General features: G+C 59.4%; 14 protein-coding genes and 1 pseudogene. 5 read left to right on the plus strand and 10 right to left on the minus strand.

Translation table 11 applies throughout. The annotated features are described in order from the left end of the window. Positions 1-75 precede the first annotated feature (75 nt). The 4 genes and pseudogenes from QRN33_RS00300 to QRN33_RS00315 form a co-directional block, all read right to left on the minus strand. Positions 76-1089, minus strand: a pseudogene (locus QRN33_RS00300) (ABC transporter substrate-binding protein). Continuing rightward, positions 1086-1613 (minus strand): sigma-70 family RNA polymerase sigma factor, encoded by a 528-nt coding sequence (locus tag QRN33_RS00305; RefSeq protein WP_285405943.1) that lies wholly within the window; start codon positions 1611-1613, stop codon positions 1086-1088. The pseudogene QRN33_RS00300 and the gene QRN33_RS00305 overlap by 4 nt, the downstream one beginning before the upstream one ends. Before the next feature lie 123 nt (positions 1614-1736). Next, positions 1737-2528, minus strand: coding sequence for a phosphate/phosphite/phosphonate ABC transporter substrate-binding protein (locus QRN33_RS00310; protein WP_285405945.1), 792 nt, complete (start codon positions 2526-2528; stop codon positions 1737-1739). 140 nt (positions 2529-2668) lie between these two features. Then, positions 2669-3610, minus strand: coding sequence for a fatty acid desaturase (locus QRN33_RS00315; protein ID WP_285405947.1), 942 nt, complete (start codon positions 3608-3610; stop codon positions 2669-2671). Between the two features lie 323 nt (positions 3611-3933). On the opposite strand from QRN33_RS00315, the gene QRN33_RS00320 reads away from it, so the two are divergent. Then, positions 3934-4350, plus strand: a complete 417-nt coding sequence (locus tag QRN33_RS00320; RefSeq protein WP_285405949.1) for a GNAT family N-acetyltransferase — start codon at positions 3934-3936, stop codon at positions 4348-4350. 121 nt (positions 4351-4471) lie between these two features. Here QRN33_RS00320 and def read toward each other — a convergent pair whose 3' ends face one another. The 3 genes from def to QRN33_RS00335 form a co-directional block, all read right to left on the minus strand. Then, positions 4472-5011 carry a peptide deformylase gene (def, locus tag QRN33_RS00325; RefSeq protein WP_042607249.1) on the minus strand — a complete coding sequence of 180 codons (540 nt, stop codon included), beginning with the start codon at positions 5009-5011 and terminating at the stop codon, positions 4472-4474. Continuing rightward, positions 5008-5964 (minus strand): YihY/virulence factor BrkB family protein, encoded by a 957-nt coding sequence (locus tag QRN33_RS00330; protein WP_039758093.1) that lies wholly within the window; start codon positions 5962-5964, stop codon positions 5008-5010. The genes def and QRN33_RS00330 overlap by 4 nt, the downstream gene beginning before the upstream one ends. 163 nt (positions 5965-6127) lie before the next feature. Continuing rightward, a complete protein-coding gene (locus QRN33_RS00335; protein WP_042607250.1) occupies positions 6128-6319 on the minus strand; it encodes a CsbD family protein in 192 nt (63 codons plus the stop codon). Between the two features lie 195 nt (positions 6320-6514). On the opposite strand from QRN33_RS00335, the gene QRN33_RS00340 reads away from it, so the two are divergent. After that, positions 6515-6892 (plus strand): hypothetical protein, encoded by a 378-nt coding sequence (locus tag QRN33_RS00340; protein ID WP_042607251.1) that lies wholly within the window; start codon positions 6515-6517, stop codon positions 6890-6892. Positions 6893-7157: 265 nt separating this feature from the next. Here QRN33_RS00340 and fadD1 read toward each other — a convergent pair whose 3' ends face one another. Next, positions 7158-8855: a long-chain-fatty-acid--CoA ligase FadD1 gene (gene fadD1, locus QRN33_RS00345; protein WP_123418887.1), complete on the minus strand. Its 1698-nt coding sequence runs from the start codon at positions 8853-8855 to the stop codon at positions 7158-7160. Positions 8856-9204: 349 nt separating this feature from the next. Beyond that, positions 9205-10893, minus strand: a complete 1689-nt coding sequence (gene fadD2 / locus QRN33_RS00350) for a long-chain-fatty-acid--CoA ligase FadD2 (protein WP_042607253.1) — start codon at positions 10891-10893, stop codon at positions 9205-9207. Between the two features lie 225 nt (positions 10894-11118). On the opposite strand from fadD2, the gene QRN33_RS00355 reads away from it, so the two are divergent. Beyond that, positions 11119-12063, plus strand: coding sequence for an alpha/beta hydrolase (locus QRN33_RS00355; protein WP_285405955.1), 945 nt, complete (start codon positions 11119-11121; stop codon positions 12061-12063). A gap of 42 nt (positions 12064-12105) precedes the next feature. Further along, a complete protein-coding gene (locus QRN33_RS00360) occupies positions 12106-12576 on the plus strand; it encodes a MaoC family dehydratase (protein WP_003227420.1) in 471 nt (156 codons plus the stop codon). A 252-nt stretch (positions 12577-12828) separates the two neighbouring features. On the opposite strand, the gene QRN33_RS00365 is transcribed toward QRN33_RS00360, so the two are convergent. After that, positions 12829-13296, minus strand: coding sequence for a ferritin-like domain-containing protein (locus QRN33_RS00365; protein WP_123418886.1), 468 nt, complete (start codon positions 13294-13296; stop codon positions 12829-12831). Positions 13297-13502: 206 nt separating this feature from the next. On the opposite strand from QRN33_RS00365, the gene QRN33_RS00370 reads away from it, so the two are divergent. After that, a complete protein-coding gene (locus tag QRN33_RS00370; RefSeq protein WP_003227425.1) occupies positions 13503-13739 on the plus strand; it encodes a DUF3820 family protein in 237 nt (78 codons plus the stop codon). Positions 13740-13764: the final 25 nt, after the last annotated feature.

Consider the following 13764-nt stretch of genomic DNA (forward strand, 5'->3'; position numbering starts at 1 on the left):
GAATCCATTTTCCTGTAGGAGTGAGCCTGCTCGCGATAGCGTTAGTTGCAGCACCACAAAAACATCAGAAAAAACCTACAAACTCCCATTCACCTTGGCCGCCACCTCCCCCGGCACCCAAGCTGTCCAGACCTGCGGCTGATCACGCAAAAACGCCTCGGCCACCGCCCGCGGTTGCAGGCGTTTTTCACTCATGCCGGCCAATGTCTGGTTGAGCAGATCAATCGGCAGATCGACTTTCTCAAAGAACGCGACCAGCTCCGGGTACTGCGCCTTGAACGGCGCCGACACGCCAATCGCCAGGCTCGCCGGCATCGAGCGCGTGCCCTGCGGATTCGGGTTGTTGGCATCGGCCAGGGTTTTCCACGCTTCGGCATCGAACGGTGGCTCTTCCAGCTTCACCAGTTTGAAACGCCCGAGCAACGGCGTCGGCGACCAGTAATAGAACAGCACCGGTTTGCCGCGTTTGATCGACGACGCCACTTCCGCATCCAATGCCGCGCCGGAGCCGGTGCGGAAGTTGACGAAGCTGTCGCTCAGACCATACGCCTTGAGCTTCTGGCTGTTGACGATTTCCGAGGTCCAGCCGGTCGGGCTGTTGAGAAAGCGCCCGCGGCCCGGGTCTTCGGGGTCCCGGAACACATCCTTGTAGCGCGGCAGGTCAGCGACCGATTTCAGTTCCGGCGCCAGCGCCTTGATTCCGCGTTCCGGGTCGCCCTTGATCACATATTCCGGTACCCACCAGCCTTCGGTGGCACCTTGAACCGTGTCGCCGAGGCCGAATACCTTGCCCTCGGCGGCAGCCTTGACCCACGCCGGACTGCGCCCGGCCCACTCTTCGCCGATTACCTAAATGTCGTTTTTCGCCAATGCCGCCTCCAGGCTGACCGTGCTGCCCGGCAACGTGTCGGTCGGATAGCCGTAGCCTTTTTCCACGATCAGACGCAGCACTTCGGTGATGAAACTGCCGCTCTCCCACGTGATGTCGCCGAAGTGAATCGGCGCGCTTTTATCGGCTGCGCAAACAGCCCCGACGCTCAGGCTCAGCGCCAGCAGCGTGCGGCCGAGCAGGGTTTTGATCGATGTCATGCAGACCTCTTTTCTTCCAGGAATTGGTTGGCGCTGTGGCGATCGCACAGCGCTTGGGAACGAGCCATGTACACGCTCACCGAACGCTGTGAGATGCCCAGTTCGGCAGCGATTTGCGGGTAGGTCAGGCCATCGATACGCGCGAGCAGAAAGGTCGAACGGACCTTGGCCGGCAAGCGATGCAGGCTGCGATCGAGGCGATCGAGAGTTTGCGAGAGCTGAGCGAGGTGTTCAGGCGAAGCCGCGACATCGAGTTCGGATTGCTGAAGATGGCGGCGCTGCAGATCCGCACGGCGCCAGTGCTGATAGAGCACACGCTGCGCGATCGTCGTCAGTAAGGCGCGAGGTTCGCGAATCGCCGTCAGCGCTGGGGCTTCGAGCAGTTTGGCGAAGGTTTCGCCGGCAATGTCTTCCGCGCCGGCCACGTCGCGCGAGTGTCGACGCAGGTAATCACAGAGCCAGCGATAATGCGCGCGGAACAGGCGTTCCACGGTGTCGCGATGGAATTGATCGACGCCGGACATAGGGGCTCCTGGGCAAGGGTCGCTGAATGTCCGGTGTTCCGGTGGCGCGATCGTAGCAAGGCGCCTTATGCGTTAATAATATTTAAATATTATTTTTATATTCACTTTGGGAATTAGCTCGAGCTAGCGAAGTTGCCCGTAGCCCCGAGCTTCAGCGTCTCGCTGATAGTCGAGCAGCACCTCATAGTCGCTTTCAGTTGCCGGTAGAACTTCAGGCAAACCCAAGGTCTGCACTACCTCAGGCAATTCATGCAACGTCTGATTCATCACTTGCAGCAGCCGTTCGACCTGCGCGTCGCTGGCACCGGCAGCCGTGATGAATGGCAGTGTCGGACTCAACGCACTGAGCGCAACCACGCGCAATCCGCTGACTTCTTCGGGCGCGTGCCGGGCGATATAAGCGAACGTGACGCTGTCGATCGCGGCCAGGTCGGCGAGGTTTTCCCGCAGCCAGCGCAGGCTCTCGCGGTGGCCGCCACTGATGCCGACACTGGCGAAAAATCGGCCGTCCAGCTGCAGCGGCGCCAGACGCTGGCGCAGCAGGTTCATGCCGCTGTTGGAATCTTCGCTGTTGATCACGCCCCGGCTGTGGCGAAAGTCGCCAAGCGAACAGCGCGGATCAACAGCGCGGCCAAGGATCAGGCTGCAATGCTGGCCGCCGCTGGCCTCAGGCAATTCATAGCGCGGCCGGCCAATGAGACGGACCCGGCCACGCAGCGCTGTCATCAGCGGATAGCCGCAGGTCTGGGTGAGCAGCAGATGCGGCGATAGCCACAGTTCGGGCAGCGTCAGCTTGGTCGCGTCGAGTCGGCTGTGGCCGAGGTGTTCGAGGATGCGCGCCAGCCATTGTTCATTGGCCACGCGGACCGGCTCGGGGGCCGGGTACATCAGCAGTTCGGCGTGGTGTTGGGTCATGCAAATTTCTCCCCGACAACAAATTTCCCCTGTAGGAGTGAGCCTGCTCGCGATAGCGGTATGTCAGTGACAAACTCAGTGACTGATAAGACGCTATCGCGAGCAGGCTCACTCCTGCAGGGGATTGTGGTGTTTCTGGATCAGTGAAACGGATGCTCCGGGCTATCAATCGGTTTGAAGCCATGTTGTCGCCACAACTCCCCATACCCCCGCACGACAAACCCGCCACTGCGCGCAATCCACTGCTCGCGGTGCAGCCGGTAGACCTTGGGCAAGTCGTACCACGCCAGCCCCGGCAGGTCGTGATGCACCAGATGAAAATTCAGGTTGAGAAACAGCCAGCGCCACGGCCAGCCAGCCTCGTTGAGCACGGTGCGTTGCTCGGCCTGGGCATGCGGTCGATGCTCGTGAAACGAACGGATCATCGCGATCGACAGCGCCGGTACGCTGATCAGCAACAGGTAATGCCACACCGGCAAAATGCTGTAGCGGGCAATGAAACCCAGCATCAATAGAGTAACCACGCCGTGGCTCAGCCACATCAGCCAGGCTTGCGGATCAGCGTTTCGCAAGCGCTGCTGCTCCTCGCGCGCTAACGCCGTCAACGCGAGCGGCGCGCCAATCACGAAGCGTCCTAGCACCGTCTTGTTCAGCCAATGCACGCTGCGCTCGAACACCGAGCCGCCGTGCCAGTTGGCAGAGGTCAGATAGCGACTTTCCGGATCGACGCCCGGCACCGTCAAGTCTTCCTCGCGGTGATGACGCAAATGGCTGTCGCGATACAGCGTGTACGGATACCACACGGCAAACGGGGCGTAGCCGAGGATTTTATTGATGAAGGTCGAGCGGGTCGGATGGCCGTGAAGCAATTCATGCTGCAGCGACAACCACAACACCAGCAGCGGGATCAGCAGCAACGTACTCAAGCCGCGTCCCAGCCAGGCGCTGTTGAGGAGGATGGCGAACCAGCCGGCGTACACACCGATCAGCAACAGCCAGGTCGGCCATTCGGTGCGGGCGGTAAAGCGTTGGCGCAGGGTTTCGATTTGCTGGCGATGTCGGGCGTCGAAATAAAAAGCCATGGCGTTGCTCGGAACGGGAATCGTCCCCTTCTGTGCAACGAGGCGGTGCAATCTTGCAGATTATTTTTCGGATGGCGTGGAAGCCCGAGAGACGGGCTTCCGAAGGGATTGCTCAATGGCCGAAGATGTCGACTTTCTTGGCTTTCTTTTCTGCGCGTTTTTCAATCGCGGTCTTGGCCGGCTTCTTCTTCGCGGCTTTCTTTGAATCCATACCTTTGGACATGATCGGTACTCCACTCACAGTGATGTGAGATCAGGTATACACCTATCCCGAGCCGCGCGTTCTTTTATAATCGGCGCTTTTCGAACCGACAGTCCGAACCATGCCCGACATCCACTACAGCCAGCTCGACGAACCGTTGTGGCCGCTGATGAACAAGTTCTACCGCAGCCACCAGTCCTCGATGAAGGCCGTGCGCGAGGCGCAACTGTGGGTCGCGCGACGCGGCGAGATCGTGGCGGCGCTGTGCCTGCGGCAGGTATCGGGCGGCCACTGGCTGACAGGGTTGTTTGTCGATCCGGGGTGTCGGGAACAGGGAATTGCCGGGCAGTTGATTGCGGCGGCGGTTGCTCAGGTGGACGGGTCGGTGTGGCTGTTCTGTCATCCGGATCTGCGCGGGTTTTATGAGCGGCGCGGGTTCAGCGTTGATCCGGCGCTGCCGCAGGCGATGGCCGAACGGTTGAGCCGGTATGCGCGGAGCAAGCCGATGATTGCGATGGGGCTCAGCCCTCCAGACTGACGCAGTTCCCTTGTAGGAGTGAGCCTGCTCGCGATAGCGATCTATCAGTCACCGGATTCGTCAATGACAGACCGCTATCGCGAGCAGGCTCGCTCCTACAGGGAATTGTGGTGAGTCTGGATCAGTCGTCGGCCATGGGATCAAGATCCGGGAACAGCACTTCGGTAAAGCCGAACTTGCTGAAATCGGTAATCCGCGACGGATACAGCCGGCCGATCAGGTGATCGCATTCATGCTGCACCACTCGCGCATGAAAACCCGAGGCCACGCGCACGATCGGCTCACCCTTCGGATCAAAGCCTTCGTAGCGAATCTGCTGATAGCGATCCACCGCGCCGCGCAGGCCAGGTACCGACAAGCAGCCTTCAAAACCCTCTTCCATCAGCGGATTCAAAGGCGTGATCAGCGGATTGATCAGGATCGTCTGCGGCACAGCTTCGGCGTCAGGGTAACGCTCGCTGTGCTCGAAGCCGAAGATCACCAGTTGCAGATCGACGCCGATCTGCGGTGCCGCCAGACCCACGCCACCGACGCTTTCCATGGTCTGGAACATGTCGTCGATCAACTGCCAAAGCTCGGCGCTGTTGAACATCTCCGGCGGTACCGGCGGGGCGATGCGCAGCAGGCGCTCGTCGCCCATTTTCAGAATTTCACGGATCATGGTCGCGCTTCATCAGTGTCCGGCTTGAGCGAATGATCGCGGCCCAGGCCCGAGACGTGTTGTTTGCTGGATTCGTCGGGCTCGCCAGGGGCTTTCTCGCCCTTGTCCTTGCCTTCGGCGGACATGTGCTCGATCACCGCATTCATTTCCGCGCCGAGCAACAGCACCGCCGCGGAAATATAGAAATACAGCAAGAGCACGATGATCGCCCCGATGCTGCCATACATCGCGTTGTAGTTGGCGAAGGTTTTTACGTAGAAGGCAAAACCCAGCGAGGCGAGGATCCACACCACCACCGCCAGCACCGAACCGGGGGTGATGAAGCGGAAGTCCTGTTTGACGTCGGGCATCACGTAGTAGATCAGTGCCACCGCGACCATCATCAGAATCACGATCACCGGCCAGCGCGCGATGGTCCACACCGTGACGATGAAGTCTTCCAGCCCCACTTGTGCGGCGATCCAGCCCATCACCTGCGGCCCGAGCACCATCAGCGCGGCAGCGATCAGCAGCATGCCGGCAATGCCGACGGTGTAGACGATCGACAGGGGAAAACGCTTCCAGACCGGCCGGCCTTCGACCACGTCGTAAGCGGCATTCATCGCGCTCATCATCAGGCGCACGCCGGCCGACGCGGTGTACAGGGCGATCACGATACCGATTGAAAGCAGGCCACCCTTGGATTGCTGCAACTGGTCGATCACCGGGTTGACCTGCTCCAGCGCCTGCGGCGGCAGGACCAGTTCGGATTGCAGGCGCAGCCAGGAGAAGAAGTCCGGCAGATGGAGGAAACCGATCAGGGCAATCAGGAAGAGAATGAACGGAAACAGCGAGAACAGCATCTGGTAGGCCAGTGCCGAGGCGTAGGTCGACATTTCGTCATCGACGAACTCAGTGACCGTGCGCACCATCACCCGGTGCAGGGGCAGACCTTTCATGTCCGGAAATATCATTCGCGTCTCCTTGCGCCGCAAAAGGTTGAAGTCGTGGCGACTCAGGGGCCGTTTTTTACCTCAAGGTAGCCTGTTTGGCGATCCTTCGGCGGATGACCGCAGGGTTCTGATACAAAAACGGCCATCTTTGGATGGCCGCTCGTGTGATTCGTTCAAGGCTCGCTTACGCCTTGTCGACGCCTTTTTTCACAGCGTCCTTGGCGTTGCCGACCGCTTGCTGGGCTTCGCCTTTTTTCTCTTGAACTTTGCCTTCCGCGCGCAGTTTGTCGTTGTCAGTGGCCTTGCCGACGCCCTGTTTGACGTTACCGACAGCTTCGTTGGCCATGCCTTTTACTTTATCGCCTGTGCTACTCATGGTGTTTCTCCGTGATGCATATAGGGAAGAAAAGTCATTACGTAACGATTGACCGGTGCGCTTTGCGCCGAGTTTCATTTATTTTTGCGGGGATTTCGTCGCGATGCGCAGGTTGCGCTTTATGTTTGCCGGCGTTGCCCCGAGAATGCTCAGCCTATGGGCGTTGCGCCCCGCACACCGATTCGCAGGAATGTCATGAAGCTCAATAAAACCCAGGCCATCGCCCGTCGCAACCAGCAACTGGGCGGCGCCGTGCTCGGCACCAACAACTGCCACTTCGCCGAACTGAACCGCAACCGCAACATCTGGTGGTTCGACCTGCCGGTGTCGCGTCTGGCGATCGGTCAGTACGAGTGGATTCACTTGTTGCTGCACACCCCGGCCACCGATGAGTTGCTGCACCTGAAAGTGCCGACGGTGTTCCTGCGCGAAAAGCTCGAAGGTCTGGTGATCCGCAATGAAGGCAAGCGCAAGGCGGCGCTGAGCCTGGAGCTGAGTGCGGACAAGGATTCGTATCTGCAGGACATGCGTCCGGCGGGGACCAACGTGAATTTTGCGCCGTTTCGTCAGTAGGATTTGTGGCGTCAGCCCTTCCCCTCACCCTAGCCCTCTCCCAGAGGGAGAGGGGACCGAATGGGGGATATTCAAGAGATACGCCGACCTGATCGAGCTTACTGAATCCATAATCGACTCGGTTTTTCAGGTTGATGCTCAACGCCAGACATCTCGATCGGCTCCCTCTCCCTCGGGAGAGGGCTGGGGTGAGGGGCCGCTTCACCGCATGATCAAAGCCCTGCTCTGCACCAACAAAAAGCCCCGCATCTGCGGGGCTTTTTATTTACGCGGCAGACTTGGCCTTGAGCTTCTTCAGCTCTTCATCACGCAATTCGCGGCGCAGGATCTTGCCGACGTTGGTGGTCGGCAGCGCGTCGCGGAATTCCACCGAGCGCGGCACCTTGTAGCCGGTGACGTTGGCGCGCATGTGGTCCATGACCTGCTCCTTGGTCAGGGTCACACCCGGTTTGGCGACAATGAAAATCTTGATCGCCTCACCCGACTTCTCGTCCGGTACGCCGATGGCTGCGCATTGCAGGACGCCCGGCAAAGTCGCCAGCACGTCTTCCAGTTCGTTCGGATAAACGTTGAAACCGGACACCAGAATCATGTCTTTCTTGCGATCGACAATGCGCATGTAGCCGTCCGGCTGGATCAGCGCGATGTCACCGGTTTTCAGCCAGCCATCGCTGTCGAGCATTTCATCGGTGGCTTCCTGACGCTGCCAGTAGCCCTTCATGACCTGCGGACCCTTGACGCACAGTTCACCGATTTCGCCCAGCGGCTGCTCGACACCGGCATCGTCGATGACCTTGCACAGGGTCGACGGCACCGGAATGCCGATGGTGCCGATCTGGATGTGCTGGATCGGGTTGACCGTGGCCACCGGGCTGGTTTCGGTCATGCCGTAGCCTTCGCAGATGGCGCAACCGGTCACGGCTTTCCAGCGCTCGGCCGCGGCCAATTGCAGGGCCATGCCGCCGGACAGGGTGACTTTCAGCGCGGAGAAATCCAGCTTGCGGAAACCTTCGTTGTTGCACAGCGCCACGAACAGCGTGTTCAGACCGACGAAACCGCTGAACTTCCACTTCGACAGCTCCTTGACCATCGCCGGCAGGTCGCGCGGGTTGCTGATCAGGATGTTGTGGTTGCCGATCAGCATCATCGCCATGCAGTGAAAAGTGAACGCATAGATGTGGTACAGCGGCAGCGGCGTGATCAGGATCTCGCAGCCTTCGTTGAGGTTGGAGCCCATCAGCGCCTTGCATTGCAGCATGTTGGCGACCAGGTTGCGATGGGTGAGCATCGCGCCCTTGGCCACGCCGGTGGTGCCGCCGGTGTATTGCAGCACCGCGACATCGCCGCTGTCCGGGTTGGCTTCGGCCACTGGCTGACCGTGGCCCTTGCTCAGCACGTCGTTGAACTTGATGGCTTTGGGCAGGTGATAGGCCGGGACCATTTTCTTCACGTACTTGATGACGCTGTTGATCAGCAGGCGCTTGATCGGCGGCAGCAGGTCGGCGACTTCGGTGACGATGATGTGCTTGACGCCGGTCTTCGGCACCACGGCTTCGGCCAGGTGCGCCATGTTCGCCAGGCACACCAGCGCTTTGGCGCCGGAGTCGTTGAATTGGTGTTCCATTTCCCGCGCGGTGTACAGCGGGTTGGTGTTGACCACGATCAACCCGGCGCGAATGGCACCGAAGACCGCGACCGGGTATTGCAGGACGTTGGGCAGTTGCACGGCGATTCGATCACCGGGCTGCAAGTCGGTATGCTGTTGCAGATACGCGGCAAAGGCACCGGACAGTTCGTACAGTTCACCGTAGGTGATTGTCTTGCCCAGGTTGCTGAAAGCCGGTTTGTTGGCGAAGCGTTGGCAGGATTGCTTCAACACTGCCTGAATGTTCGGATACTCGTCTGGATTGATCTCGGCTGCGATTCCCGCCGGGTACTTATCCTTCCAAAAGTCTTCGATCATGGAAGCCCACTCCTCAGCAACGCGAATTCTTCACCGCATTTGATGCGATTATTATTGGTGTGTGTTTTGTATTGGTGAATCCGGCGTTTTACAGGCCGAGAAGTCACAAAGCGCGCCGAGAGTAGCAGCTTTGCCGAGGGTCGACCAGAGCCAAACGTGGGCCCTACAGTCATATTTATGACTCAATACTTGTCAGCGGTCATTTTAGAGCAAAAATCCTATTAAACCGTAAAAGCCCCATAGTCAGGGGTGTAAAAGCAAAAGATCGCAGCCTTCGGCAGCTCCTACAAAGGGAACGCATTCCAAATGTAGGAGCTGCCGAAGGCTGCGATCTTTTCGCTTGTGACCTTTATGCGATATCCCGCAACTCGCGCCGCAGAATTTTCCCTACAGGCGTCATCGGCAACGACTCACGCAGCACGATGTGCTTCGGCACTTTGTAGGCGGTGAAATTCTCTTTGCAGTAGGCCTTCAGCTCTTCAAGACTGACACCGGTTTCCCGCGCCACGACAAACAGCTTCACCGCCTCCCCCGAACGCTCGTCCGGCACGCCGATCACCGCGCAGTTGGCGACTTTCGGGTGGGCCATGACCACGTCTTCGATTTCGTTCGGATACACGTTGAAGCCGGAGACGATGATCATGTCCTTCTTGCGATCGACGATACGCACGAAACCGTCCGGGTCGATCACCGCGATGTCGCCAGACTTGAACCAGCCTTCGGCATCGAGCACTTCGGCAGTGGCCTCGGGTTTGTTCCAGTAGCCCTTCATGATCTGCGGGCCTTTGATGCACAGCTCGCCACGCTCGCCCAGCGGCTGCTCGACGCCGTCATCGTTGATGATTTTCACCAGCGTGCCCGGCACCGGCAGGCCGACGGTGCCCAGCCGCGACTGGTCGCCGTAGGGGTTGGTGCAGGCCACGGGCGAGGTTTCGGTCAGGCCGTAACCCTCGGTGATGCGGCAACCGGTCATCTGCTCCCAGCGCTCGGCGGTGGCCTTGACCAGCGCGGTGCCGCCGGAGTTGGTCAGCTTCAGGCTGGAGAAATCCAGGGTCTTGAAATCGGGATGGTCCATCAGCGCAACGAACAGGGTGTTCAAACCCAGCAATGCCGAGAAGCGCCAGTTCTTCAACTCCTTGATGAAGCCGGCGATGTCGCGCGGATTGGAGATCAGCACGTTGTGGTTGCCCGACACCATCATGCACATGCAATTCGCGGTGAACGCATAGATGTGGTACAGCGGCAGCGGCGCAATCATCACTTCCTGGCCCTCGCGCAACAGCGGCTGACCGTCCGGGCCGAGCTGGGCCAGACAGGCGCGCACTTGCTGCATGTTCGCCACGAGATTGCCGTGGGTGAGCATCGCGCCTTTCGCCAGGCCGGTGGTGCCGCCGGTGTATTGCAGCACGGCGATGTCCTCAAGGCCGACGCTCAGCGGTTTGATACCCAGGCCACGACCCATGCGCAGCGCGCTTTTGAAGGAGATCGCCTGGGGCAGCGAATATTCGGGAACCAGTTTTTTCACCTTGCTGACCACGGTATTGACCAGCCAGCCCTTGGCGGCGGGCATCAGGTCGCCCATCTTCGCTTCGATCAGGTATTGGATATCGGTGTCGGGCAGCACTTCCTGAACTTTTTGCCCGAACAGATTCAGGTAGACCAGCGCACGCGCACCGGAATCCTTGAATTGATGGCGCATCTCGCGCGGCGTGTAGAGCGGGTTGGTGTTGACCACGATCAGCCCGGCGCGCAAGGCCCCGAACACGGCGATCGGATAATGCAGGACGTTGGGCATCTGCACCGCGATGCGGTCTCCCGGCACCAGATCGGTATGGGCCTGCAGATAACCGGCAAACGCCGCGCTCTGGCGCTCGAGCTCGGCGTAGGTCAGGGTGATGCCCATGCTGCTGAACGCGGGGCGGTCAGCGAACTTCTTGCAGGAACGCTCAAACACTTCGATGACCGACTTGAACTCGCCCATGTCGATGTCCAGCGGTACGCCGGCCGGGCGTTTGTCATTCCAGAAATCAGGTTGCATTGTTCTTGTCCTCTTTACCTGAGCCGATCCGGGAGCCGCTTTCTGTCGTTTCTGCTTCGTCCATGGAAGGCGAAAAGCACAAAGCGGAGCTTCACGGACACTAGCAGCTATGGCCATTGAGGCAAATATGACGCAAGCCCTCATTGATCCCGTGAATCTTCGTGCCGTGGCGTGGGCTGATCAGACGCGCTATACACTGTGGCGATGCTGAGCAAAGGAATCGCCATGACCCACGACACCTTCTGGCTGGACGCGAGTGACCGCAGCCGCCTGTACGTCAACCGCTGGCTGCCGGCCACGCCCTTGAAAGCGGTGATTCTCGTCGCCCATGGCATGGCCGAGCACAGCGCTCGCTACGCCCGCCTCGCCGACACGTTTTGCGACAAAGACTATGGCGTCTACGCACCGGATCTGCGCGGCCATGGCCGCACCGCCGACAACGGCACCCTCGGCCATTTCGCCGATGACGATGGCTGGTGCAAGGTCGTTGGCGATCTGGCCAGCCTCAACCAGCACATCGGCCAGCAACACCCCGGCGTGCCGATCATTCTGCTCGGGCACAGCATGGGCAGTTACCTGGCCCAGGCCTATCTGCTGCACCACAGCGCCAGTCTGCACGGGGCGATTCTCAGCGGATCGAATTTCCAGCCAGTGGCCCTGTATCGCGTCGCCCGGCAGATTGCCCGGCTGGAAAAACTGCGTCAGGGCGGCAAGGGCCGCAGCGCGTTGATCGAGTGGCTGTCGTTCGGCTCGTTCAACAATACATTCAAACCGCTGCGCACCCGTTTCGACTGGCTGAGCCGCGATCCGGCCGAGGTCGACAAATACGCCGCCGACCCGTTGTGTGGCTTTCGCTGTACCAATCAGTTCTGGATCGACCTGCTCGGCGGCTTGCAGCAAATCAGCAAAGCGTCCAATCTCGCGCAAATCGATCCGGGCCTGCCGCTGCTGGTGATTGGCGGCGAATGTGATCCGGTGAGCGAGGGCAAGCGTCTGACTGATCTGGCCAACGCCTTGCGCAGGGCCGGCAGCCAGCACCTGCAACTGAAGATCTACCCGCAGGCCCGGCACGAATTGTTCAATGAAAGCAATCGCGACGAAGTGACCGCCGATGTGCTCGCCTGGATCGATCAGGCCCTGAGCCATCCGCGCCCGCAGCGCAGCGAATAATTTTTTGTGGATTCACTGAATCCGTCACAGGAATCGAAACCGATGACCCAGGTTACCAACATCCCTTACGAAGCCCTCGAAGTCGGCCAGACCGCCAGCTACAGCAAGACTGTCGAAGAGCGCGACATTCAGCTGTTCGCCGCGATGTCGGGCGACCACAACCCGGTGCACCTGGACGCCGAGTTTGCCGCCGCGAGCATGTTCAAGGAACGCATTGCCCACGGTATGTTCAGCGGTGCGCTGATCAGCGCCGCGGTCGCTTGCGAACTGCCTGGGCCGGGCACTATTTATATCGGTCAGCAGATGAGCTTTCAGAAACCGGTAAAGATCGGCGACACGCTGACGGTGCGTCTGGAGATTCTCGAGAAACTGCCGAAATTTCGCGTGCGCATTGCCACTCGCGTATTCAATCAGCGTGATGAGCTTGTGGTGGATGGCGAGGCGGAGATTCTCGCGCCGCGCAAGCAGCAGACGGTGACTTTGCCGACATTGCCGGCGATCAGTATTGGCTGATGGGTTGTAGGGTGTCAGGTAGAGCCTTTCCCCCTCACCCCAGCCCTCTCCCCCAAGGGGGCGAGGGGGGAAAGGGAGCCGATCTGCGTCGGATTCAAATCCTGAGTTCGACTCGATCATTCAGGTCGATGTTTAGCGAAAGACACCTCGGTCAGTCCCCTCTCCCTCCGGGAGAGGGCTGGGGTGAGGGGCTTTTCCTGCGGGCACAAAAAAACGCCAGACTAGCTGGCGTTTTTTGTAGCCGACTAACTCTTACGAGTTGGCACGAGCCTGGTTACGCAGGGCTTTCACCTGGTCGTGGTTGCGTTGTACGCCGTGGTACTGACGCTCAACCAGGTCACGAATACCCACCAGATTGTGCTTGTTGATTTTCTCGATGGCTTCGCGATAGGCCTTCAGCGCATGGTCTTCACCGCGCTCGGCTTCGTTCAGCACAGCTTCTTCGTCTTTGCCGGTGAACACGGATTTCACGTCGACCCAGCGACGGTGCAGATCACCGGCAACGCTGGTCGAAGTTTCCGGATCACCGCCCAGCGAACGTACCTGAGCCTGCAGCTCGGCTGCTGCGGTAGCGCAGTCAGCGGAGCGCTGCACGAACAGGGTTTTCAGTTCTGGGTGCTTGATGTCTTCGGCGCAAGTCTTGAACCCTTCCTGACCGTCCTTGCAGGTTTCAATCAGGTCGTTGAGTACAGAAATGGCTTCTTTATTCATGTCGGTCATTTTTCAATTCCTTGCGATGGGTTGAAGATGCAAGGGATATTGCAGTGTGCGTGCCAGCTTTTTGGTCGGATAGAAAAGCTTTTTTTTCAACAACTTACGAAAGATTGAACCATCTGTATGCTGGTTTTTTGCATGATCTGTCATTTGGCCTGCATGCAGAATGCCTGTATTTTCCAGACTGATCTGAAAACCAACGAAGCGCGCTGATGAATCCGGAAAAACTCGAACTGCTGATCACCCGCGAGATGCCTTTCGGCAAATACAAAGGCCGGATCATTGCCGACTTGCCTGGCCCCTATCTGAACTGGTTTGCCCGTGAAGGCTTTCCCCACGGCGAACTCGGTGGTCTGCTCGCGCTGATGCAGGAGATCGACCACAACGGCCTGTCCGACCTGCTTGAGCCGCTACGCGCCAAACATGGCAAGCCCGCCCCGCGCCACTGAAGCGCCCTCCTCTCTTGAGCCATGC

It is taken from the genome of Pseudomonas sp. FR229a (genome assembly GCF_030209115.1).
GTDB lineage: Bacteria > Pseudomonadota > Gammaproteobacteria > Pseudomonadales > Pseudomonadaceae > Aquipseudomonas > Aquipseudomonas moraviensis_A.